Consider the following 22,815-nt stretch of genomic DNA (forward strand, 5'->3'; position numbering starts at 1 on the left):
CGCCCGGAGGGATCGGACAACCGCGGATCAGATGAAATAGTCGTCAGGCAGAAGCTCCACCTGAAGGTCATTATCTTTAGCGAAATTCTTGAGGAAATTGTAGGCCAGCGGCTCAATATCATGAATCCGCGCATCAACCAGAACCGTCTTATCACCGCGGAGACTGCACGCCGGACGCACATAGGGCGAATAGGTCATTCGGTGATCAGCCCCAAAGGCAGACATGATACCGCACAGGCGGTCGGCCCAATCGCTGGGGCGGAAGGTGCGACCATCGCTGGTGCGACCCACTATCACGAAGTTATCGACTTTAGAATTCATGCGGATTGAACAGGTATATTCACCGACGACAAAGCTGAAAACTACAACATAAAGCCAAAACTTCGAAAGCCGCCATCAAGCCAACTTTCACCCAATCAACACATCCCGGAAGTCGACAGAAAAAACCAGTCGAATACGCTGAGTCAACACCAACGCAGTGTAAGGGCAGAAATTAACGTTCTCTGCACCGCCCCTCCCAACTCAAGAAATCCGATACCCACCAAATTTAAACAGACTCTGTCCAGAAAAACCGGTGAACAAAACCCGGAAAGCCCGAGACCACAAACAGACAAAGCAGGACAACCTGAAACTCCCAACCTTGCCAGTAACTCACGCCTTCGACCAGTCTTTCAACAAAAAACAAGCAAGCAGATGCAAGCCCAACGCACAACACCACCTCTAATGCCATCAAGCGCCCGGATTTGGGCGAGGCCAAAGCAACCACGCCCAAGAACCGCAACGACAAAAACGGCAGGTTCGCAAACACCAACAACACAGCAAGGACAGCGAATAATCCGACCAAGCTACCCCCTCCGCTCCCTAACACGCATCACAATCAGAGGGAGCCAAGCAAGGAGTAAGCGCACCAAGTCATCAGCGACTGCGGCAGCAAACCGAGGACGGCAATCGCCAACCCATTAAGTGACAGCAGTACCCGCATGTCAAGAGTAGCTCCAATAGGCGTGTTATCCGCAGGCTCGTCAAAATACATGATCTTGACAACACGCAAATAATAGAACGCACCGATCAGCGACATGATGACGGCCAGAATGGCCAGCCAAATGTATCCCGCCGCGACAACAGCCTGAAGAACAGAGAACTTTGCAAAGAAGCCGATAAAAAACGGAATCCCTGCCATAGAAAACATGACCATCGCCATGACCCCTGCGAACCAGGAACTACGCTTGTTCAGGCCCTTGAAATCATCCAGAGCTTCCGCTTCAAACCCGGCTCGGGACATCAGCAGAATCACACCAAAGGACGCCAGACTCATCAGAACATACGCAATCACATAAAACATTGATGAGCTGTATGCATTGAGTGCGAAATGCCGGTCGCCACCGACCACACCTGACATCAAGCCCAACAACATGAAACCCATGTGCGAGATCCCCGAGTAACCAAGCATGCGCTTGACGTTGGTCTGCGCGATGGCGGCAAGATTGCCGAGCACGATGGACAACACTGCGAGAAACATCAGCATCGACTGCCATTGTTCGGCAAGCTCGAAAAGTCCATTCACAAGCAGGCGCATAGCCATTGCGAACGCTGCGAGCTTCGGCGCAGACGCGATGAAAAGCGTGATTGCCGCAGGTGCCCCCTGATAGACATCGGGAATCCACATGTGGAAGGGAACAACACCGAGCTTGAACGCGAGACCGGCCACAACGAATACCAACCCAAACATCAGGACAGTACGGTTCCCCGCCTGATGGTAGATCGCCTGCGCAACGTTGGAAATTTCAAGCGTCCCTGTGGCGCCGTAAATCATTGAAATCCCGTAGAGCAAAAGGCCGGATGCGAGAGCGCCGAGAACGAAATACTTCATTGCGGCTTCGGTTGCGCGGGCCGAATCCCTCTCGAGCGCAACCATGGCGTAGAGAGCAAGGGAAAGCAGCTCAAGCCCAAGGTAGATCGTCAGAAAGTGATTCGCCGAGATCATCACCATCATGCCCAGCGTCGCGTAGATGGCCAGCAAGTAATACTCCGTAGTCTCCATCTTCCGGTCATGCATGTAGCCCCGGGAATAGACCAGGACTGCAGCAACCGAGAGATAAAGCATGAGCTTGAGTACATCGCCCATCAAGTCATCCACGTACATGTTACTGAACGTGAAATTGACCTGCCCATCCATGGTCTGCCACGTAATGGCCGCCGCACCGACCAAAGTGATCTGAGTCAAGGTGTAGACGAAGTGCCGCGCACTCTGCTTGAACGTACCGACCAAGAGAATGACGAAGGACATGGCAGCGACAAACAACTCAGCCGCAGCAGGGTAAAAATCAGGGATAACAAAGTTCATCTTCAGCCCACAATCCGGAGGGTTCTGTGTCGTTTACTTCGAGGTCAGAGCTTGCTCACGAAAACATGCTTGAGCAGGTCATTGACCGATGCATGCATTACCTCTGTGATCGGGTAGGGGTAAATACCCATGACCAGCACACAGACAGCGAGGATCGCAAGAAACACAAACTCCCTGTTGTTGATATCCGTAAGCTCGGATACGTGGTGATTGGTGATAGCACCAAACACTACCCTCTTGTACATCCACAGGGTATAGGCCGCGCCAACGATAAGCGTTGTGGCCGCAGCAAAGCCAATCCAGAAATTGTACTGAACCGCACCCAATGCGACCATGAACTCACCAACGAAACCGGAGGTTGCGGGCAAACCCGAGTTCGCCATGGAAAACAACATAAAGAGGGCAGCAAACTTCGGCATCACATTGACTACGCCACCATAATCGGCAATCTGACGAGAGTGCATGCGATCATAGAGAACCCCAATACAGGCAAACATTGCTCCGGAGACAAAGCCGTGCGAAATCATCTGCACGAGGGCTCCCTCGACGCCCAGAGGATTGAAGATGAAGAAGCCGAGCGTTACAAAACCCATGTGCGAGATGGATGAATACGCAACCAACTTCTTCATGTCGGTCTGAACAAGTGCAACGAACCCAATGTAAATCACTGCAATCAACGAAAGCGTGATCATCATGGGTGCAAACGCCTGACTGGCATCAGGAGCAATCGGCAGGGAAAACCGCAGGAAACCGTAAGCACCGAGCTTGAGTCCGATCGCAGCCAGAACGATGGAGCCCCCCGTCGGCGCCTCCACGTGGGCATCGGGCAGCCAAGTATGAACCGGAAACATGGGAACCTTGACGGCAAAAGAGGCAAGAAACGCCCAGAAAATCAAGGTCTGTGCATCCATCCCGAGCCTGAGCTGGTGCCAGTCGAGAATGCTGAAACTGCCGCCAGACTCCATGAACAGATAGAGCAGCGCGACAAGCATCAACAAAGAACCGGCAAGGGTATAAAGGAAGAACTTGATCGCCGCATACACACGATTCGGTCCTCCCCAGACACCAATGATGATGAACAGGGGAATCAGGGACGCCTCGAAGAACACATAGAAAAGAACACCGTCCAGAGCAGAGAAGATGCCGTTGATCAGACCAGACATGATCAGGAAACCGGCCATGTACTGAGAAACCTTCTCTTGAATAACCTCCCAACCCGCAACCACCACGATGACCGTAATGAAACTGTTCAGAAGCACGAACAGCACTGAAATGCCATCAACACCAAGGACATAGTTGATGTTGAAGCGCGGAATCCATTGGTAGGCCTCGACAAACTGCATCGCACTTGTACTTACGTCGAACCCGGTGTAGAGCGGAATGCTGACAGCCAATCCCGCAAGCGCGAAGAAAAGCGCAACAAATCTGGCGACTGACGCGTTACGGTCGGAGCCCGTAGCAAGCGCCAATAAGCCACCAACGATCGGAACCCAAATCGCAAGGCTGAGGAATGGAATACCCGTCATCTCTACTTTCCGTTCTATGCACCGCACGCGGCGCTCAAGTCCTAAATCTCTCTGTTATCCCTGACCTGCGAAACGACTATCACCCGCGATTGAACCAAAAGGTCAAAAGGATAACAACGCCGAAGATCATCGAAAACGCATACTGATAGATGTGCCCGCTTTGGAACAGACGAGAGAGCTGCGCAATAAACCCGACGAATTTTGCAGAACCATTGACCACCATGCCGTCGATAACAGCCTGATCTCCAAACTTCCAGAGACCACGCCCCAACAGGCGAGCGCCACCAGCGAACACGATTTCATTGAAGCGGTCGAAGTAATACTTGTTCTCCAGCAGCGTATGAATCGGCTTGAACGTTCGCATGATTGCAGCAGGAATCGAGGGCGCAATCATGTAGAAGAACCAAGCAAGTACTACACCACTCATTGCCAGCGCAAAGGGAAGAGTCATCAAACCATGAACGCCCATGGCGACGGCACCATGGAACTCCTCAGCCAGTTCCTTTAGAACTCCGTGGCTTTCACTGATGTGAATAACCTTGTCGAAGAACCCACCGAAGAGCATCGGCTCAATAGTCAGGAAACCTACAACGACAGACGGAACCGCAAGCAGAACCAAAGGTAAGGTCACCACCCAAGGAGACTCGTGAGGCTTCTGGCCCGGCGCGAGCCCGTGATGTGCATGATCATCGTGGTGTTCGTCATGATCATGATCAGCATGACCATCATGTGCATGACCTTCATCGTGATGAGCGTCGTGTTCAACGTGCTTCCCGAACCGCTCCTCGCCGTGGAACACCAGGAAATACATACGGAAAGAATAAAAGGCAGTGACAAATACGCCCACGATCACGCAAAAGTACGCGTAGCTCGCACCTGGGATGTGGGAGAGTTTCACAGCCTCAATAATCATATCCTTCGAATAAAAACCCGAAAGAAACGGAAACCCGATCAAAGCCAGAGAACCAAGCAATGACGTGAACCACGTGATCGGCATGTACTTCCAAAGACCACCCATGTTCCGCATGTCTTGATCATGGTGCATGCCAATGATCACCGAACCGGCGCCCAGGAACAGCAGCGCCTTAAAGAAGGCGTGCGTCATCAGATGGAACACAGCTGCCGAATAGGCCGAAACGCCCAGCGCTACGGTCATGTACCCAAGCTGAGACAGAGTCGAGTAGGCAACAACACGCTTGATGTCGTTCTGAACAATGCCCAAGAACCCCATGAACAACGCTGTCGTTGCACCGATCACAAGCACGAAGGAAAGCGCCGTCTCGGAGAGCTCAAACAACGGAGACATGCGCGCAACCATGAAGATGCCAGCCGTAACCATCGTTGCGGCGTGAATCAGTGCGGAAATTGGCGTGGGGCCCTCCATTGAATCGGGAAGCCAGACGTGCAGCGGAACCTGAGCGGACTTCCCCATCGCGCCAATGAAGAGGCCGATGCAGATCGCCGTAATCAAGGGCCACCCGGTGGACGGAACGGTCATCCCCGCCATCTCCCCCGCCTTGGCGAAGACTTCTGCGTAATTGAGCGTACCTGCGAAAGCAGCGACAAGTCCGATGCCAAGGAGAAATCCGAAATCGCCGACACGATTTACAAGGAACGCCTTCATGTTGGCAAAAATCGCAGTCGGCCTGGTGTACCAAAATCCGATCAACAAGTAGGAAACCAGCCCCACCGCTTCCCAACCGAAGAACAACTGAAGAAAGTTGTTCGACATGACCAGCATGAGCATCGAGAACGTAAAGAGCGAGATGTAGCTGAAGAAGCGTTGGTAGCCCGGATCCTCAGACATGTACCCAATGGTATAGATATGAACCATCAGAGACACGAACGTGACAACCAGCATCATCATGACCGTGAGCGAGTCGATCAGGAAACCGACCTCAAGAGTCAACGAACCACTGGTCGCCCAAGTGTAGAGCGTCCCGTTAAACACGTTCCCAGCCTGCACATCCTGGAAGATGACGATAGAGGCAAGAAAAGAAACCGCGACACCAAGAATGGTCACCGAATGTGCTCCCACTCGTCCGACAACCTTGCCGAACAGCCCGGCAACGATCGCACCGAACAAGGGCGCCAGGGGAACCAACAGATAGAGCTTTTGCATCTCAGTCATCGAAACGCTTCCTTATCCCTTGAGACTATCCAGGTCATCGACGTGAATCGTCCGCAGATTACGGAACAACGCAACGAGAATGGCCAGACCGATTGCAGCTTCTGCCGCTGCAACAGTCAAAATGAAGAAAACAAAAATCTGACCGGCCGCATCCCCAAGATAGTGGGAAAACGCGATGAAGTTCAGATTGACAGCCAAGAGCATCAACTCAATAGCCATCAACAGCACGATCAGATTCTTGCGATTCAGGAAAATCCCAACTACACCGAGCGAAAAGATGATCGCGGCAAGAATCAGGTAATGAGACAAAGAAAGCATATATATCCTCCCTGACGATCGTCAGCAGAAACTCATTCCTTTTCTGCGCGCATGGAAACAATGCGCACACGATCATCGCGATTCACAGCAACCTGGGCCGCGGGATCAATTTTCTTCACACCCGTGCGCTTCCGCAGAGTGAGCGCAACCGCGGCAATCATCGCCACAAGCAACACGATTGAAGCAAGCTCAAACGGGTATACGTACTCAGTATAAAGAAGACGCCCAAGCTCTTTAGTATTGCTATAACCCGGCTCAGGCTCGGCCGGAGTCGGCATCCCTTCGAGTCCGAAATACCTCCCGCCGACAACGATTGCCATCTCTGCAACCATCAGCAAGCCAACGACAGCCCCTATGGGAAGATAACTCCAGAAGCCCTGACGAATCCTCTCAAGATTGATATCGAGCATCATAACTACGAAGAGGAACAGCACCATGACCGCGCCTACGTAGACCATCACAAGTGCAATGGCCAGGAACTCCGCACGAAGCAACATCCAAATGCCGCCTGCCGAAAAAAAGGCGAGGACAAGGAAAAGTGCAGCATGCACCGGGTTTCGCGCGGTAATGACCCGTAAGGATGCAAGAACCATCACCGCCGAAAAGAAGTAGAAAACTACTGACTGGAAATCCATAAACGTGTTCCGTAAAGATGATTTAGTCGGTATCCACTTGCCTATCGATACTTGGAATCGACTTCCCGATCCTTGGCAATCTGAACTTCATGCCGATCACCTACAGCAAGGAGCATCTGCTTCGTATAGTAAAGGTCTCCACGTTTTTCGCCGTGATACTCGAAAACGCGGGTCTCCACGATCGCATCGACAGGACATGCCTCTTCACAAAACCCGCAAAAAATGCACTTGGTCAAATCGATGTCATAACGGCTGGTCCGTCGAGAACCATCAGAACGCTGCTCCGACTCAATCGTAATGGCCATCGCCGGACACACTGCCTCACACAGTTTGCATGCAATACAGCGCTCCTCACCGTTAGGGTAGCGGCGAAGAGCATGCAAACCACGAAACCGCGGACTCTGGGGTGTCTTCTCCTCAGGAAACTGGACTGTGATCTTGCGCGCAAAAAGATGACGTCCCGTCAGCGCCATGCCTTTTAGCAGCTCTTTGAGGAAAAGGCTGCCAACGTAATCCTTCATCGAACCCATAACCTTTACCTCACTTCCAGATCGACAAGGGGGACATAACCCAGACGGCAACAACAACAACCCAGAAAAGGGTCAGCGGAATAAACACCTTCCAGCCCAGGCGCATGATGTGGTCATACCTGAACCGCGGAAACGTTGCTCTGAACCAAAGAAACAGGAACAAAATGAAAGACGTCTTCAGCGCAAGCCAGACAAACCCATCAGGCAGGAAGCCCACTGGGGACAGCCACCCACCAAGAAACAGAATCGAGGTGAGCGCCGAAATGAGGATCATGTTCGCATACTCACCGAGGAAGAACAGCGCAAACGCCATTCCGGAGTATTCGACCATATGCCCGGCGACAATCTCCGACTCTCCCTCAACCACGTCAAAGGGAGCGCGGTTGGTCTCAGCGATTCCCGAAATCAGATAAACAATGAACATCGGAAACAAAGGCAACCAGTTCCAGCTAAGAAATCCAAAACCCCATTCTGCCCACTGCCCTTTCGCCTGCACTGCAACAATCTCGGTCAGATTTAGACTGGAGGAAATCATCAGCACGCATACAAGCGCAAACCCCATTGCGATTTCGTAGGAGACCATTTGCGCCGCGGCCCGCATACCCCCGAGGAACGCATATTTCGAGTTCGAGGCCCAAGCCGCGATGATTACTCCGTACACTTCAATCGAGGTAATTGCCAACAGGAACAGCAGACCAGCATCTACATCGCCAATGACCCATCCTTCCGAAAACGGCACGACCGCCCACGCGGCGAGCGCAGGCCCAAGGGCAAGTACCGGCCCGAGAATGAACAAGCCCTTACTCGCGCCGGAAGGAACGATGACTTCCTTGAGAAGAAGCTTGACGCCATCCGCTATTGGCTGAAGCAACCCCCGCGGTCCCACGCGGTTCGGACCTATGCGGACCTGCATATATCCGATCACCTTGCGCTCTGCCAAAGTTAGGTAGGCAACGCAGAGGAACAACGGCGCGATGATACCGACGATCTTAAGCAAGGCCCACACGAGAGGCCATGCTGTTCCAAACAGTGCCGCTACTGGCTCGATGTATGCTTCCATCACAACCGCTCCACGCTGACTTCGCCATTAAGAGTACCCAGGTGCGCGGTGAGGAGATGACCGCCCGCCAATCTGACGCATCCATCCGCAACACCTTCATCCTCTACGGCGAGCACGACGGCCTGCCCCTTTCCAGTAGAGACTCTTACCCTCGTACCTGCTTCGACCCCATATTGGGTAAGACTACGCCTGTTCATCCGGACGACCGGCTCCGAAGCATCCTTCGTTGCTTGCAGAGAGGCGGAACGACGCACCAAGGGATCGCAGAAATAGATTGGAATATCAGCCACGCGCTGCAAACCCCGCGCTGCAGCGGAAGAAACAAAGGCGCCCTCGCGGGAAACTGTGTTGTTGAGCTTGCTCTCATCAACCGACGATTGTCCGCCAAAACTCGCCCTGCGCACTTCTTCAATCGAGTCCAGCGCAAAACCGGCCAATCCAAGCATCTCACCCAGAACACGAATCACCTTCCAGCCGGGGCGGGAGTCACCAAGACTCTTTACAACAGGATAAAAGCTCTGAGCCCTTCCCTCACAATTCACGAAGGTACCGGCCGTTTCGGTAAAGGGAGAAATGGGCAGGAGGACATCCGCGTAATCGAGCGCAGCCTTCGACTTGAACGCGCTGAAAACAGCAACCATGTCTGCCTTCGCAATCGTTTCAACGGCGGCAAATCCGTTTGCGCAGTCGAGCTCGGGTTCAACGTTCAAGAGCAGATAGGCCTTCAATGCTGTAGACAGCATCTCGGAAGCATTTTTGCCGTTCAGCTTCCCGAAGGGTACAGCTCCCGCAAGGTAGCCACCAACACTATTTGCCGCTTCACCGAGAACACCAAACCTCGCGCCGGAAACACGAGAGATCTCTTGGGCCAAGAGGTGGATATCGGAGGCATTGCCATGCTGTATTGCAAAATTGCCCAACCAAACGGCAACCCGGCGACCTGATGCAAGGCTCCCCGCAACAGCGAGAACACCATCATCAATGACAGCATCGGCCATCGCTTCACCAAAGACCGGACTGACTTCCACGCCCTTCTGATCCGACAGAGCCTTCAGGATACCGAGCAGTCTCCTGGACATCTGGTCCGGAGACACAACCAACTTGTTTGCGATTGGCAATTGCCAATCATCAAAAGCGGGGTTGATTGCACTGACTTTCATCCCCTTCTTCACCGCCTGCCTTACTCGCTGGGCAATCAAGGGATGGTCTTTGCGGAAGAAACTTCCAACGATCAGCACGCGATCAAGGGTTCCAATGTCCGCAACCGACATTCCGAGCCAGGGCGCGCCTGTCAGACTCTGATCAAGTGAAAAATCCGTCTGTCGAAGGCGAAAATCGACGTTGCCGGACCCCAGCCCCCTGATCAACGACTGAGTGAGATAGAGCTCCTCAGAAGTGGCGTGTGGAGACGCTAGTGCGCCGATTGAATCAGCCCCATGCTCGGCGACAATCGATTTAAGTCCGTTCGCGACATACTCCAATGCAACAGACCACTCGGTCTCTATCCAGCTATTTCCCTGCTTGACCATGGGTCTGGTCAATCGCTCCTCGCCATTCAGCGCTTCATACGAGAAACGATCCTTGTCCGACAGCCAGCACTCGTTAATCTCCTCGTTCTCCAGCGGGAGAACGCGCTTAACGGTATCGTGCTTGACCTGAACGACAAGATTGCTACCCAGTGAATCATGGGGACTGACGGACTTTCTCCGTGACATCTCCCAAGCACGAGCAGCAAAACGGAAGGGCTTTGAAGTGAGGGCACCAACGGGGCATAGATCAATGATATTGCCAGAAAGCTCGGTATCGACCGTCTTCTCGACAAAAGGCATGATTTCAGCGTGCTCACCCCGAAACGCTTGCCCCAACTCCATCAGCCCAGCAATCTCAGTCGTGAAACGGACACAACGCGTGCAATTGATGCAGCGAGTCATGTCTGTCGAAACCAATGGGCCGAGATCCTTGTTTGAGACTACCCGCTTCTCTTCCTGATAACGGGACTGAGCGCCGCCATAGCCCACCGACAGATCCTGCAGTTGGCACTCACCTCCCTGATCACAAATCGGGCAATCAAGCGGGTGATTGATCAGCAGGAACTCCATGACTCCCTTCTGGGCCTTCACGGCTTGCTCCGAATGGGTCCAAACCTTCATCCCATTCGTAACAGGTGTCGCGCAGGCGGGAAGCGGCTTGGGAGCCTTCTCGACCTGAACAAGACACATGCGACAGTTTGCCGCAATGGACAATTTCTTGTGATAGCAGAAGTGAGGTACGTAGGCGCCAACCTGATTAGCGGCCTCCATGACGGTAATACCGTCAGAAACCTGCAACTGCTTTCCGTCAATTTCGATGTCTAGCATGTCGAGCCTACGCCACGTAAATCTTGCTGCCTTCGTGCTGCACATCCTTCGGCACGAGGCACTTCTTGTGTTCAATATGGAAAGCAAACTCTTCGCCAAAATGCTTAACGAAACTCTGCACTGGCATCGAAGCTGCATCACCAAGGGCACAAATCGTCCGCCCCATGATGTTCGTCGTGACACTGTTCAACAGATCGAGGTCGTCCGGCCTTCCGAGCCCATTCTCGATTCTATGCACAACGCGGTAGAGCCAACCCGTACCTTCTCTACAGGGAGTACATTGCCCACACGACTCCTCGAAATAGAAGTACGACAGCCGCTCAAGCGCCTTGACCATGCATGTCGACTCATCCATGACGATCACTGCACCTGATCCGAGCATCGAGCCCGCCTTCGAGATGGAGTCATAGTCCATCGTGCAGTCCATCATGACCGAGCCCGGCAGGACGGGAGCGGAAGACCCACCCGGAATTACAGCCTTAAGCTTACGACCACCACGAACGCCACCGGCCATTTCAAGAAGCGTCGAGAAGGGCGTACCCAGGGGAATCTCGAAATTCCCAGGCTTATTCACATGCCCCGAAACCGAAAAAAGCTTTGTTCCACCATTATTGGGCTTGCCAAGAGCCAGGAACGCATCCCCACCCTCGCGGATAATGAAAGGAATCGAAGCGAAAGTCTCTGTGTTGTTAATGGTTGTCGGCTTGCCATACAGCCCGAAACTGGCGGGAAACGGCGGCTTGAAGCGCGGCTGTCCCTTCTTTCCTTCAATAGACTCAAGGAGAGCCGTCTCTTCTCCGCAGATATATGCACCATACCCATGGTGGGCATACAGTTCGAAACTAAAGTCCGATCCGAGAATGTTCTTCCCGAGCAAGCCTGCGTCCCGAGCCTCTTGGAGAGCTTCTTCGAAACGCTCGTAAACCTCGAAAATCTCACCGTGAATATAGTTGTAGCCGCGCTCACAACCCATCGCGTATCCCGCGATGATCATGCCCTCGATGACGGTATGAGGGTTATAACGAAGAATGTCCCTGTCTTTGAAAGTACCGGGCTCGCCTTCGTCAGAATTACACGCCAAATATTTCGCGCCTGGAAAGGCACGCGGCATGAAGCTCCATTTCAAACCCGTTGGAAAACCCGCCCCTCCGCGGCCACGCAAAGCGGACTTTTTGACCTCGCCAATTATCTGATCCGCGGGTATCTTGTCCGCAATGATCTTCTTGAGCGCGTCATATCCACCACGCTTCACGTAATCGCCAATCCGCCAAGTTCGATCGCCATCGAGATCGGGGGAGAGAATAATGCCCTGTACAGTCATTTTTTCAGATCCGCCAGCAGTTGGTCGATTTTCTCTTCTGTCATCCAGCTACACATTTGGTGATTATTCACCAACAACACCGGGGCGTCGCCACAGGCTCCCATACACTCACCCTCTTTAAGGGTAAAAAGCCCGTCTGCAGTTGTCTCATTGAAATCGATCCCAAGCTTCTTCTTAATGTACTCAGCGGCGTGCACGCCGCCAGACAGAGCACAGGGAAGGTTGGTACACACGACAATCTTCTTAGCGCCAACCGGCGCGAGATCGTACATGTTGTAGAAACTCGCTACTTCGTAAACAGCGATTGCCGGCATGCCCAAATACTCGGCGACGAACTCGATCGTCTCATTTGCAAGCCAGCCTCGTTCCTCCTGAGCGATACGCAGCGCGCTCATTGACGCCGACTGCTTTTGATCAGGGGGATACTTGGCGATCTCTCGATCTATCTTCTTCAGGGATTCCGGGCTTAGCATTTTTGTATCTACTGTCAGCAGAATGTGATTGGGAACACCAGGTGTATCAGCGATCCACGTCTCCGAAGACGATGTCCATCGTTCCAATGATCGCGACAACGTCGGCGATCATGTGGCCGCGAGACATCTCATCCATGGCCGACAGGTGAACAAAGCCGGGCGACCTCAGCTTGAGCCTATACGGCTTGTTTGCACCATCGGAAACGGCGTACACACCAAACTCACCCTTCGGGTGCTCAACCGGCGCATACACTTCCCCAGCTGGAACGTGCATCCCTTCCGTGAAAAGCTTGAAGTGATGAATCAGCTCCTCCATGTTTCCCTTCATACGCTCCCGCGGAGGCGGGGCGACCTTGTGGTCACTGGAAATCACCGGGCCGGGGTTCTTTCGAAGCCACTCTATGCACTGCTTGACGATCCGGTTCGACTGACGCATTTCTTCAATACGACACAAGTACCGGTCATAACAGTCTCCCTCGACGCCCACGGGGATGTCGAAATCTAACTGGTCATATACCTCATAGGGCTGCTTCTTACGGACATCCCACTCAATGCCAGACCCCCGCAACATGACGCCGGAGAACCCAAGCGCAAGCGCCTTCTCGGGCGAAACCACACCGATACCAACAGTGCGCTGTTTCCAGATCCGGTTATCAGTCAAAAGCGTCTCATACTCATCCACATAGCGCGGGAATCGCTTGGTGAAATCGTCCAGAAAATCCAGCAAACTTCCCTGCCGATTCTCGTTTAGCTGCTCAACCGTCTTCGCCGACTTCCACTTCGACACTTCGTATTGAGGCATCCTGTCAGGCAAATCGCGATAAACACCACCGGGACGGTAATAGGCTGCGTGCATGCGCGCGCCAGAAACAGCCTCATAGGCGTCCATCAGGTCTTCGCGCTCTCTGAACGTATAAAGCACCATTGTCATGGCACCAATATCGAGAGCGTGAGTTCCGACCGCAAGCAAGTGATTCAGAATGCGGGTGATCTCATCGTACAAAACACGAATGTACTGAGCCCGAATAGGAACTTCAATGCCAATCAACTTCTCGATTGCCATGCAATACGCATGTTCATTGCACATCATCGAGACGTAGTCGAGCCGGTCCATGTATGGAACAGACTGCACCCAAGTCCTTGTTTCGGCAAGCTTCTCGGTACCACGATGCAACAAGCCGATATGGGGGTCGGCCCGCTCAACGACTTCACCATCAAGCTCAAGCACCAAACGCAAAACCCCGTGCGCGGACGGGTGCTGGGGACCGAAGTTGATTGTGTAATTGCGAATTTCAGCCACGGCCTGAATTCCCATAATTATCGTCACGTACGATACGCGGCGTATTTTCACGCGGTTCGATTGTAACTGACTGATAGACTACACGCCCCTGCTCCTGGTCATAGCGCATTTCAACATATCCAGAAATAGGAAAATCCTTGCGGAACGGGTAGCCGACAAAACCATAGTCGGTCAAGATACGACGTAGATCCGGGTGTCCGCGAAATACTATTCCGAACAAATCAAATGCTTCGCGCTCAAACCAGTTTGCGCTCGGCCAAACTTCGCACAGCGAATCAAGCATTGGGAACGAGTCATCGGGAGCTAGGGCGCGGACGCGAAGACGGAGGTTGCGACTAACTGAAAGCAGATGGACAGCAACAGCAAAACGTGTCGAAAAGTCTTGCCCCGAGAACGTTGAATAATCCAATCCTGTCAAATCCACTAGCTGCTCAAACCGGAGATCTGGGTCATCCCTCAGCAGATACGCAATCGCCATATACTCCGCCGCAGGAACAACGACGGTAAGTTCACCGTTGGCGATGACGGAGTGCTGGATCTTATCGCCCAACTTTGCCGCAAGCAGTTGACGCAGTGATTCAAGTTTTTCACTCATGGCATTCAGTACTCAGCGCGCAATTGTGCAATCACGTTTGATCTTGTTCTGTAGCTGAACAATACCGTACAACAACGCTTCGGCAGTCGGCGGACAACCGGGAACATATACGTCAACCGGAACAATCCGGTCACAACCTCGGACGACTGAATACGAATAGTGGTAGTACCCACCCCCATTGGCGCAGGACCCCATCGAAATCACCCAGCGCGGCTCTGACATCTGATCGTAAACCTTGCGCAGCGCCGGAGCCATCTTGTTGCAGAGCGTACCGGCGACAATCATAAGATCCGACTGACGAGGACTGGGACGGAAGACGACACCGAACCGATCAAGGTCATACCGCGAACAGCCCGCATGGATCATTTCGACCGCACAACAGGCAAGCCCGAAAGTCATTGGCCAAAGCGAACCTGTACGGGTCCAGTTGATTACGGCATCAAGAGAAGTGGTGACAAACCCTTCCTTGAAAACACCTTCGATGCTCATAGACACCCTCTATGCAACGATTTACCCGCCAAGGCAATTCGACGAATCACTCCCAGTCGAGCGCGCCCTTCTTCCAAACATAAATGTAGCCAAGCAGGAGAATGCCAAGAAACACAATCATTTCGAAGAATCCGAAAAGCCTGATTGACTCATTGGCCGCAATCTCTTTCAGAATGGTCGCCCAGGGAAAGAGAAACGCAATTTCCAGATCAAAGAGAATAAAAAGAATGGCAAGGAGGTAGTAACGCACATCAAATTTAATGCGCGCATCCTCAAAGGGCTCAAACCCGCACTCGAAAGGAGAAAGCTTTTCCGCGTCAGGTTTGTTGGGACCGAGAACCCAGCCTGCAACAATGGGAATAAAACCGAAAGCAGCAGCAAACAGGATAAAAACAAGAACCGGAAAATAGGTTTCCAACATAGCTCATGCTCCCGCAACCGATAGCAGTTATTGTAGCTGCTTTCAAGCAAACGCCCGCTATTTGCGGGCGACCTGCGTATTATTGTGGTGCCGACGATGAGACTCGAACTCATACGGCTTTCGCCACTACCCCCTCAAGATAGCGTGTCTACCAATTTCACCACGTCGGCTTTACGTTTTGATGCTCGGCATTATAAGGCAATCGTTCCCCAGCGCCAAGCATTACATATTTTTATCGCGGAATATCCTTAGACTTCGATACGTCGTTAGCCGGAGGTGCAGCAGGCGCAGCGGAAGGCTCCACTGGGGCAACCACAGCCCCTTCCATGACACTTGAGGCAACCGGAGATTTTGCGCCAGCAAGGTAGCTCAAACCTAGACTCGTCACAAAAAAGACGCCGGCAAGGCCCGCAGTCATGCGACTCAGGAAGTTGGCGGACCCGGACGACCCGAACAGACTTCCAGAGGCGCCGCTTCCGAACGCAGCCCCCATGTCCGCACCCTTGCCATGCTGCATGAGAACCAAGCCGATAACGCCAAGACCCGCAAGAACATGAACCGTAAGAACAATTGAAAAAACTAGACCACCCATTACACTCTCCGTAAAAGACCTTATAGCGAAGCCTTCGAAGCAGCCTCACATATCGCTTTAAAACCATCGAACACCAAGGAAGCGCCCCCTACAAGCGCGCCATCTATGTCCTTTTCATTGAACAACTGAAGTGCATTTCCCGCATTAACGCTTCCACCATAGAGGATACGAACCCCGTCCGAATCCACCCCGCCCCGCCCAAGACACCGGCGAATGAAGACATGCATGGACTGGGCTTGCTCCGGCGTAGCTGTCAAGCCAGTGCCAATTGCCCAAACTGGTTCATAGGCAACCACCAGTCGATCAAGCAACTTGATGTCTATAGCCGCAACAACCGATTCGAGCTGAGAAGCAACGACCTGTTCAGCCCCACCGAGCTCCCGCTGTGAACGGCTCTCTCCTACGCAAACGATAGGTGTCAGGCCGGCTGCCAGAGCAGCGCCAACCTTCGAAGCCACCCTGGAATCGGTCTCTCCAAACAGACTTCGACGCTCGGAGTGCCCTACTATCACATAGGTACACCCGAGATCAACGAGCATCCTACCGCTCACCTCACCGGTGTAAGCGCCTTCTTGATACGCACTGACGTCCTGCGCTCCAAGCAACACGCTCGAGCCGGAAAGCATATCTCCAGCCTGTTGAAGATAGGGGAACGGAGGACAAACTGCGATATCAACACCCTCAACACAGCCGCCCGACCGGACTTCACCAAGCAGAGCTGTGTTGCGCGCGAAACTTCCGTTCAACTTCCAGTTGCCGACAACCAGCTTTCTTCTCACCTTTGGCACCAGAGTCAAATTCTTTGATTGTATCGCGTGGCGGCCGGAGGGTCAAAATCGAGGCGTGTCGCACACCCACTCATACATCACGCACAGCTTTCGGCGTGGCGAAGCAGCGACGCGCAGCAGGCCAATGCAACAGGGAGAGATAAGTGCAGACGACGGACGGAGCCTCAATACAGGCCAGAGGCCGCGTCAGTCATATCACGTGATGGCGGCGGCAGACCGGACTGCGTCGGCCAAGGTGCAGGCAACTCTGTTCACTCGGTCTTCACCTTCACCCTCGACCATCACACGCAGAAGTGGCTCGGTGCCCGAGGGACGAAGTAGAACCCGTCCCGACCCGTCAAGCTCACTATTGGCGGCATCAACAGCAGCTTGGATGGACGCACTGGAGAGCCAGTCGAACCCCGCCTTGATCGGGACATTGACCAATTTCTGAGGATAGAAGACAAGATCCGCGCACATTTCCTTCAGGGTCACATTGTGCTGACGCAAGGCTGCCAGCACCTGCAAGCCGGCAATGATCCCGTCTCCGGTGGTGTGTTTGTCGAGACAGATGATGTGTCCAGAGTTCTCCCCGCCAAGGGTCCACCCCTTCTCATGCATTAACTCAAGCACGTAACGATCACCAACCTTGGCACGCGTAAACTGAAGCCCAAGCCGCAGGAGCGCGTGCTCAAGCCCGAGATTGCTCATCAAGGTTCCGACGACGCCATCTACCCGTCCGGCGAGACGGGACGCCTTGGCGATGACATAGAGCAACTTGTCCCCATCATAAATTTCACCTTCGGCATCGACCATCACGATGCGGTCACCGTCACCATCAAGGGCGATGCCCAGATCGGCCCCGGAATCAAGGACCGCCTTGCGGACGTTTTGGGGAACCGTGGCCCCGACCCCCTCATTGATATTGAGTCCGTTCGGCTCCGCGCCGACAAGCACAAGCTCGGCCCCCAACTCGTGAAAGACCTTTGGCGCAACCATATAGGCGGCGCCGTTGGCGCAGTCGAGCGCGATTTTCAACCCGCGCAGATCAAGCTCGTTCGGAAAGGAACTCTTGCAGAACTCGACATAGCGCCCACGCGCATCATCGATTCGCTGAGCCTTACCAAGGCTCGCCGAGGGCTCGCACCCCATGGGCTGATCAAGACGACCTTCGATCTCATGCTCAACAGCGTCGGGCAGCTTGGTACCGCGGGCAGAAAAGAACTTGATCCCATTGTCCTGAAAGGGGTTGTGGGATGCTGAGATCACCACCCCCGCCTGCAGACGCAATGCACGGGTCAGATAGGCAATTGCGGGCGTTGGCAGCGGTCCAGCCAGATAAACATCCACTCCCGCCGCAGAGAATCCAGCCTCGAGAGTCGACTCAAGCATATACCCCGAAATTCGGGTGTCCTTGCCGATGATCACAGCGGGGTGCTCCCCAGGCCGCATACGCTCATCGGCGATCAGTGTCTTTCCGGCTGCATAGCCTAGACGCAAGCAAAAATCCGGTGTGATTGGCGCCTCACCTACGCACCCCCGTATGCCATCCGTTCCAAAATATCGACGAGACACCTTTCTCCTCCTTCAAGCTCTCTAGACAAGTCCGTCAGTCAATTATTCCTGACATGCAGCCTTGCCGATAGCTTCCAGGGCAGTCCAGACGCGGACTGCATCACGCGTTGCGGCGATGTCATGGGTGCGCACGACTCTCGCACCATTCTGGATGGCAATCAGGGCAGCCAATGCTCCTGCCACCGCACGGTCACCCACATCGCGTCCGGTAATCTGACCCAGCATGGACTTCCTCGACATTCCGACTAATAGTGGATAGCCCGAACGCCGAATACTCCCAAGACCCTTGAGAATTGTCACGTTATGATCAATTGACTTCCCGAAACCGAAGCCTGGATCCAGCAATATTCGATCTGAAGCTACTCCTGACTCAACAAGCGCTTCTGCCCTCTCCGCCAAGAACTCACCCACCTCGAAAAGTACATTGTCGTAGAACGGAGCTATTTGCATTGTTCTTGGCTGACCTTTCATATGCATGACACACAAGGCTACAGCGGAATCTTTGACGGCGTCGATCGCACCGTCCGCCTGAAAAGCGGATATATCGTTGATTAGATCCGCACCTGCCTTGATCGCCTCGCACATGACGGACGGCTTCGCCGTGTCAATTGACAACGGCCTTCCCAATGAAACAAGCGCCTCGACCACGGGCAACACCCTATCCATCTCCTCTTGCTCCCCGACAGGCAGGGCGCCGGGGCGAGAGGACTCCCCGCCTATATCGAGGATATCCGCTCCCTCGGAAATTACTCGCTCCGCTGTACGCAAGGCTGCGTCCCGAGTAAGACAACCATCGCCGGAGAATGAATCGGGCGTAACATTCAGAATCGCCATGATCTTCGGGACGGAAAGATCCAAGCAAAATCTGCCGCAGACTAGCATTTGTGGCATTAAAGGGAACTCAATCAGAAAGGGGCGTCCGGACCGTCAACCCCGGCAGTCCAATTCGCCGGTGCAATGGTTTCATTTCGACAGCGTAGTTTGGTCCGGCAAATGAGATTCAGCACCATTCTCTGAGCACTAGGCGGAACTGCCTGGCATTGATCTTGCGGACAGTGCATTCGTCTTCCCCAAACCGGGCTCCCGCATTCCATCGATTCGGTGGCAAACAGGAAGAGGAGTCCACTCATCTTGCCCCAGAACGGCGCGCTTGCCTCTCAATTCGCGCCGTTCCGTTCAGGCGAGCGCCCGCAACAGCTTGTCTTGGCAGATAAAGCACCGCACCCCTTGGCAGCCCTCAGAGAGAATGCGCAAATTAAGTCAGGCTGCGGGAGCAGGAGCAGTCGGTTCCGGGCCGGGTGTATCGTCGCCGGAACGTCTCGTCACCACTGATGACGGCTTTGGCGGACGTGGAGCCTTCCCGGCCATAATGTCATTAATCTGGTCCGCGTCGATGGTTTCAAGTTCAAGCAGCGCGGCGGTCATCGCTTCAACCTTGTCCCGGTTTTCCTCAAGGAGACGCCGAGCGAGAGCATACTGCTGATCGAGGATCCGTCGAATCTCGGCATCTACTTTTTGCAAAGTAGCCTCTGACATGTTTTTGTGCGTGGTAACCGAACGGCCAAGAAAGACTTCACCCTCTTCTTCGCCGTAAACCATCGGCCCCAGGTTATCCGACATACCCCATTGGGTTACCATCCTACGAGCGAGATCCGTCGCACGCTGGAAGTCGTTCGAGGCGCCTGTTGTCATCTGATTCATGAACAACTCCTCAGCAATACGGCCACCAAAGAGCACAGCAATCGTTTGCAGAAGCCGCTCCCTATCCTGGCTATATCGATCCTGCTCCGGCAACTGCATCGTAACGCCGAGCGCCCTGCCGCGAGGGATGATCGTGACTTTATGAACAGGATCAGTCTTGGTGAGGCACTTGGCCACCACCGCATGGCCTGACTCATGAAAAGCGGTATTTCGACGCTCCTCCTCGGGCATGACCATGGACCGGCGCTCGGCGCCCATCATGATCTTGTCCTTGGCACGTTCGAAATCTTCCATGTCAACCAAACGCTTGTTACCGCGGGCAGCAAACAGAGCAGCTTCGTTAACGAGATTCGCAAGATCCGCCCCAGCAAACCCCGGACAGCCTCGAGCAAGAATCATCGCATCGACATCGGGGGCAATCGGAACCTTCCGCATATGAACCCGAAGAATCTGCTCTCGACCACGAATGTCGGGCAAGGGTACGACTACCTGCCGATCAAAGCGCCCCGGGCGAAGCAGCGCAGGGTCAAGAACATCTGGCCGGTTGGTGGCCGCAATCACGATGACACCAGAAACGCCTTCAAAACCATCCATCTCGACAAGCAACTGGTTAAGCGTCTGCTCCCGCTCGTCATTGCCGCCACCCAATCCCGCACCACGTTGTCGGCCAACCGCATCGATTTCATCTATGAAGATGATGCATGGTGCCTGCTTCTTTGCCTGCTCGAACATATCCCGGACACGGGCCGCACCCACGCCGACGAACATCTCGACAAAATCGGAACCTGAAATCGAGAAAAATGGAACCTTGGCCTCACCAGCAATGGCCTTGGCGAGCAGCGTCTTGCCGGTTCCTGGCGAGCCCACCATCAGTACGCCTTTTGGAATATGCCCACCGAGTTTCTGGAACTTGGACGGATCTCTCAAAAACTCTACAAGCTCTCCAACCTCCTCCTTGGCTTCGTCGCATCCTGCCACATCAGCAAATGTCACAGTGTTGGCCGACTCATCAAGCATCTTTGCCTTTGACTTGCCGAAAGAAAACGCTCCGCCGCGCCCACCGCCTTGCATCTGGCGCATGAAGAAAACCCATACACCGATCAGCAAAATCATCGGAAACCAGGAAACGAAGATGTTCATGAGGAAGGACTGCTCCTCCTCAGGCTTGGCAGCAGTCACCTTGACGCCATAGCGCATCAGGTCACCCACCATCCAGATATCCTGAACACCCGGCGTATAGACGGTGACCTGCCTGCCGTCCTGCGTGGTTGCCCGGACAGTACGCCCATCCACGACGGCTTTTGCGATCTTGCCTTGCTTCGCGTCTTCCATGAACTGGGAGTACTCGACCGAGTTCTGCGCTGCTTGGCGGTTGTTGAACTGGTTGAAAACGGTCATGAGCACGACACCGATCACAAGCCAGATCGCTAGATTCTTGAATAGATTGTTCAAAACATTTCCTTGAAGGCCCGACAGGGGCCACAGCGTAGTGGACTGATTCTATGTCCGAACGTTCGCTGGATCAAATTATGATGATGAAGGGCCGATCTCGTCGGAGAGTCCGCATGCTATCCGCGCAGACCGACCCCGAGCAGATACACCTCGGCACTTCGCCCCCTTGATGCCTGTGGCTTGCGGACCAGGACGGATTTGAAGGCGCCGTCCATGGTTTTGCGAAACTCGTCAAAACCTTGCCCCTGGAACACCTTAACAACGAACTTACCTACCGGAGAAAGATGCTGGCGGGCGAAATCAAGCGCCAGTTCTGCCAGGTAGATTGAACGCGCCTGATCGCTGGACGGGATACCGGAAATATTCGGAGCAATATCGGACATGACAAGGTCGACGCATCTGTCGCCGAGCAACGATTCAAACTCGGCAACAAAGCCCTCATCGTGAAAATCCCCCTGCATGAACTCAACACCCTTGATGGGCTCCATGGGGAGTAGGTCGAGGGCAAACACACGACCGCCCGCACCAACGCGGGATGCCGCGACCTGACTCCAGGAGCCCGGGGCTGCACCAAGATCGACCACGACCATTCCCGGCCGGATCAGTCGATCCTTGTCATCCATCTCCATGAGCTTGTACGCAGCCCTTGCACGCAGGCCATCAGCCTTTGCACGCTGCACATAGGGATCGTTGACGTGTTCCGTCATCCAGGATTTGCTGGTCTTGGTGCGCTTCATCGCGGTACAATTATGCCCTTTTTTCAATGGGTTGGAATATGACTGAACTCACGCCCGCACAGCGGCGAGCCTTTCGCGCGCAAGCCCACCACCTGCACCCCGTGGTGAGTGTCGCCGGCAATGGTCTGACGCCTGCCGTGCTCAAGGAGATCGACAACGCACTTCAGGCCCACGAGCTGATCAAAATACGGGTCTATGGCGAAGATCGATCCCAGCGCGATGCCATCCTGAACACCGTTTGCAGCCAGCTCGGTGCTGCCTCGGTTCAGCACATCGGCAAGACACTGGTCGTATGGCGGGAAAAGATCCAGGTTGAAGAAGCCGCCCGCGCCCCGTCAGACAGGCCGAAACCTGCTCCCGCCAAGGCCAAGTCTGCCAAGGCTCTGTCTGCACGTCGCGGCATCGCTTCCCTGAACGGAACATCCGCAGCCAAGAAACCACGTTGGTTTCCTGCTCCTTCCAAGCCCTCCCCCCGGGGATCAGGCAGCTAA

The 22,815-nt window shown here is 54.0% G+C and carries 23 protein-coding genes and 1 tRNA gene; 1 reads left to right on the forward strand and 23 read right to left on the reverse strand.

Annotation, left to right across the window (positions count from 1 at the left end):
• Nucleotides 1-27: 27 nt before the first annotated feature.
• The 23 genes from J0L98_RS00405 to J0L98_RS00515 all read right to left on the reverse strand — a co-directional run bounded on the left by J0L98_RS00405 (nucleotide 28) and on the right by J0L98_RS00515 (nucleotide 22,324).
• Nucleotides 28-321: a DUF3579 domain-containing protein gene (locus J0L98_RS00405; protein WP_296409286.1), complete on the reverse strand. Its 294-nt coding sequence runs from the start codon at nucleotides 319-321 to the stop codon at nucleotides 28-30.
• 226 nt (nucleotides 322-547) lie between these two features.
• Nucleotides 548-844, reverse strand: a complete 297-nt coding sequence (locus tag J0L98_RS00410) for a DUF2818 family protein (protein WP_296409287.1) — start codon at nucleotides 842-844, stop codon at nucleotides 548-550.
• 33 nt (nucleotides 845-877) lie between these two features.
• Nucleotides 878-2,344: an NADH-quinone oxidoreductase subunit NuoN gene (gene nuoN, locus J0L98_RS00415; RefSeq protein WP_296409288.1), complete on the reverse strand. Its 1,467-nt coding sequence runs from the start codon at nucleotides 2,342-2,344 to the stop codon at nucleotides 878-880.
• Between the two features lie 44 nt (nucleotides 2,345-2,388).
• A complete protein-coding gene (locus J0L98_RS00420; RefSeq protein ID WP_296409290.1) occupies nucleotides 2,389-3,870 on the reverse strand; it encodes an NADH-quinone oxidoreductase subunit M in 1,482 nt (493 codons plus the stop codon).
• Nucleotides 3,871-3,949: 79 nt separating this feature from the next.
• Nucleotides 3,950-6,001: an NADH-quinone oxidoreductase subunit L gene (gene nuoL, locus J0L98_RS00425; protein ID WP_296409291.1), complete on the reverse strand. Its 2,052-nt coding sequence runs from the start codon at nucleotides 5,999-6,001 to the stop codon at nucleotides 3,950-3,952.
• A gap of 12 nt (nucleotides 6,002-6,013) precedes the next feature.
• The gene (gene nuoK / locus J0L98_RS00430) at nucleotides 6,014-6,319 is read right to left on the reverse strand and encodes an NADH-quinone oxidoreductase subunit NuoK (protein WP_296402133.1); all 306 of its coding nucleotides are present in this window, start codon (nucleotides 6,317-6,319) and stop codon (nucleotides 6,014-6,016) included.
• A 32-nt stretch (nucleotides 6,320-6,351) separates the two neighbouring features.
• On the reverse strand, nucleotides 6,352-6,954 hold the full coding sequence (locus tag J0L98_RS00435; RefSeq protein WP_296402131.1) for an NADH-quinone oxidoreductase subunit J: 603 nt from the start codon (nucleotides 6,952-6,954) through the stop codon (nucleotides 6,352-6,354).
• 41 nt (nucleotides 6,955-6,995) lie between these two features.
• Nucleotides 6,996-7,484: an NADH-quinone oxidoreductase subunit NuoI gene (nuoI, locus tag J0L98_RS00440; protein ID WP_296409293.1), complete on the reverse strand. Its 489-nt coding sequence runs from the start codon at nucleotides 7,482-7,484 to the stop codon at nucleotides 6,996-6,998.
• 10 nt (nucleotides 7,485-7,494) lie between these two features.
• The gene (nuoH, locus tag J0L98_RS00445; protein ID WP_296409294.1) at nucleotides 7,495-8,544 is read right to left on the reverse strand and encodes an NADH-quinone oxidoreductase subunit NuoH; all 1,050 of its coding nucleotides are present in this window, start codon (nucleotides 8,542-8,544) and stop codon (nucleotides 7,495-7,497) included.
• Nucleotides 8,544-10,901 (reverse strand): NADH-quinone oxidoreductase subunit NuoG, encoded by a 2,358-nt coding sequence (gene nuoG / locus J0L98_RS00450; RefSeq protein WP_296409295.1) that lies wholly within the window; start codon nucleotides 10,899-10,901, stop codon nucleotides 8,544-8,546. The genes nuoH and nuoG overlap by 1 nt, the downstream gene beginning before the upstream one ends.
• Before the next feature lie 7 nt (nucleotides 10,902-10,908).
• A complete protein-coding gene (gene nuoF, locus J0L98_RS00455) occupies nucleotides 10,909-12,222 on the reverse strand; it encodes an NADH-quinone oxidoreductase subunit NuoF (protein ID WP_296409296.1) in 1,314 nt (437 codons plus the stop codon).
• Nucleotides 12,219-12,695, reverse strand: coding sequence for an NADH-quinone oxidoreductase subunit NuoE (gene nuoE, locus J0L98_RS00460; protein WP_296402122.1), 477 nt, complete (start codon nucleotides 12,693-12,695; stop codon nucleotides 12,219-12,221). Before nuoE ends, nuoF begins: the two co-directional genes overlap by 4 nt.
• Before the next feature lie 46 nt (nucleotides 12,696-12,741).
• On the reverse strand, nucleotides 12,742-13,995 hold the full coding sequence (locus J0L98_RS00465; protein WP_296402121.1) for an NADH-quinone oxidoreductase subunit D: 1,254 nt from the start codon (nucleotides 13,993-13,995) through the stop codon (nucleotides 12,742-12,744).
• Complete coding sequence (locus J0L98_RS00470; RefSeq protein WP_296409297.1) at nucleotides 13,988-14,590, reverse strand: NADH-quinone oxidoreductase subunit C; 603 nt, start codon at nucleotides 14,588-14,590, stop codon at nucleotides 13,988-13,990. Before J0L98_RS00470 ends, J0L98_RS00465 begins: the two co-directional genes overlap by 8 nt.
• A 12-nt stretch (nucleotides 14,591-14,602) precedes the next feature.
• Nucleotides 14,603-15,079: an NADH-quinone oxidoreductase subunit B gene (locus J0L98_RS00475; protein WP_296402119.1), complete on the reverse strand. Its 477-nt coding sequence runs from the start codon at nucleotides 15,077-15,079 to the stop codon at nucleotides 14,603-14,605.
• Nucleotides 15,080-15,125: 46 nt separating this feature from the next.
• A complete protein-coding gene (ndhC, locus tag J0L98_RS00480; protein WP_296402118.1) occupies nucleotides 15,126-15,500 on the reverse strand; it encodes an NADH-quinone oxidoreductase subunit A in 375 nt (124 codons plus the stop codon).
• An 85-nt stretch (nucleotides 15,501-15,585) separates the two neighbouring features.
• A tRNA-Leu gene (locus J0L98_RS00485) sits at nucleotides 15,586-15,670 on the reverse strand.
• Between the two features lie 62 nt (nucleotides 15,671-15,732).
• Complete coding sequence (gene secG, locus J0L98_RS00490; RefSeq protein ID WP_296409299.1) at nucleotides 15,733-16,092, reverse strand: preprotein translocase subunit SecG; 360 nt, start codon at nucleotides 16,090-16,092, stop codon at nucleotides 15,733-15,735.
• A gap of 20 nt (nucleotides 16,093-16,112) precedes the next feature.
• A complete protein-coding gene (gene tpiA, locus J0L98_RS00495; protein ID WP_296409301.1) occupies nucleotides 16,113-16,871 on the reverse strand; it encodes a triose-phosphate isomerase in 759 nt (252 codons plus the stop codon).
• Between the two features lie 204 nt (nucleotides 16,872-17,075).
• Nucleotides 17,076-18,434, reverse strand: coding sequence for a phosphoglucosamine mutase (glmM, locus tag J0L98_RS00500; RefSeq protein WP_296409303.1), 1,359 nt, complete (start codon nucleotides 18,432-18,434; stop codon nucleotides 17,076-17,078).
• A gap of 42 nt (nucleotides 18,435-18,476) precedes the next feature.
• Nucleotides 18,477-19,325 (reverse strand): dihydropteroate synthase, encoded by an 849-nt coding sequence (folP, locus tag J0L98_RS00505; protein WP_296409305.1) that lies wholly within the window; start codon nucleotides 19,323-19,325, stop codon nucleotides 18,477-18,479.
• Between the two features lie 369 nt (nucleotides 19,326-19,694).
• Complete coding sequence (gene ftsH, locus J0L98_RS00510) at nucleotides 19,695-21,587, reverse strand: ATP-dependent zinc metalloprotease FtsH (RefSeq protein ID WP_296409307.1); 1,893 nt, start codon at nucleotides 21,585-21,587, stop codon at nucleotides 19,695-19,697.
• 116 nt (nucleotides 21,588-21,703) lie between these two features.
• Nucleotides 21,704-22,324: an RlmE family RNA methyltransferase gene (locus J0L98_RS00515; RefSeq protein ID WP_296409308.1), complete on the reverse strand. Its 621-nt coding sequence runs from the start codon at nucleotides 22,322-22,324 to the stop codon at nucleotides 21,704-21,706.
• A gap of 38 nt (nucleotides 22,325-22,362) precedes the next feature.
• Here J0L98_RS00515 and J0L98_RS00520 point away from each other — a divergent pair, with 38 nt between their 5' ends.
• Nucleotides 22,363-22,815 carry a YhbY family RNA-binding protein gene (locus J0L98_RS00520; RefSeq protein ID WP_296409310.1) on the forward strand — a complete coding sequence of 151 codons (453 nt, stop codon included), beginning with the start codon at nucleotides 22,363-22,365 and terminating at the stop codon, nucleotides 22,813-22,815.

This window comes from Zoogloea sp. (assembly GCF_017302315.1).
In the GTDB taxonomy this organism is placed as follows: Bacteria; Pseudomonadota; Gammaproteobacteria; order Burkholderiales; family Rhodocyclaceae; genus Zoogloea.

Bases quoted from the DNA above. Each gene is read 5' to 3' on its own strand.
- nuoG (WP_296409295.1), bottom strand. From the start codon at position 10,901: ATGCTAGACATCGAAATTGACGGAAAGCAGTTGCAGGTTTCTGACGGT.
- nuoF (WP_296409296.1), bottom strand. From the start codon at position 12,222: ATGACTGTACAGGGCATTATTCTCTCCCCCGATCTCGATGGCGATCGA.
- J0L98_RS00435 (WP_296402131.1), bottom strand. From the start codon at position 6,954: ATGGATTTCCAGTCAGTAGTTTTCTACTTCTTTTCGGCGGTGATGGTT.
- J0L98_RS00475 (WP_296402119.1), bottom strand. From the start codon at position 15,079: ATGAGCATCGAAGGTGTTTTCAAGGAAGGGTTTGTCACCACTTCTCTT.
- nuoK (WP_296402133.1), bottom strand. From the start codon at position 6,319: ATGCTTTCTTTGTCTCATTACCTGATTCTTGCCGCGATCATCTTTTCG.
- nuoI (WP_296409293.1), bottom strand. From the start codon at position 7,484: ATGGGTTCGATGAAGGATTACGTTGGCAGCCTTTTCCTCAAAGAGCTG.
- J0L98_RS00405 (WP_296409286.1), bottom strand. From the start codon at position 321: ATGAATTCTAAAGTCGATAACTTCGTGATAGTGGGTCGCACCAGCGAT.
- secG (WP_296409299.1), bottom strand. From the start codon at position 16,092: ATGGGTGGTCTAGTTTTTTCAATTGTTCTTACGGTTCATGTTCTTGCG.
- ndhC (WP_296402118.1), bottom strand. From the start codon at position 15,500: ATGTTGGAAACCTATTTTCCGGTTCTTGTTTTTATCCTGTTTGCTGCT.
- J0L98_RS00470 (WP_296409297.1), bottom strand. From the start codon at position 14,590: ATGAGTGAAAAACTTGAATCACTGCGTCAACTGCTTGCGGCAAAGTTG.
- nuoE (WP_296402122.1), bottom strand. From the start codon at position 12,695: ATGCTAAGCCCGGAATCCCTGAAGAAGATAGATCGAGAGATCGCCAAG.
- J0L98_RS00515 (WP_296409308.1), bottom strand. From the start codon at position 22,324: ATGAAGCGCACCAAGACCAGCAAATCCTGGATGACGGAACACGTCAAC.
- nuoH (WP_296409294.1), bottom strand. From the start codon at position 8,544: ATGGAAGCATACATCGAGCCAGTAGCGGCACTGTTTGGAACAGCATGG.
- folP (WP_296409305.1), bottom strand. From the start codon at position 19,325: ATGCCACAAATGCTAGTCTGCGGCAGATTTTGCTTGGATCTTTCCGTC.
- nuoN (WP_296409288.1), bottom strand. From the start codon at position 2,344: ATGAACTTTGTTATCCCTGATTTTTACCCTGCTGCGGCTGAGTTGTTT.
- nuoL (WP_296409291.1), bottom strand. From the start codon at position 6,001: ATGACTGAGATGCAAAAGCTCTATCTGTTGGTTCCCCTGGCGCCCTTG.
- J0L98_RS00520 (WP_296409310.1), top strand. From the start codon at position 22,363: ATGACTGAACTCACGCCCGCACAGCGGCGAGCCTTTCGCGCGCAAGCC.
- J0L98_RS00420 (WP_296409290.1), bottom strand. From the start codon at position 3,870: ATGACGGGTATTCCATTCCTCAGCCTTGCGATTTGGGTTCCGATCGTT.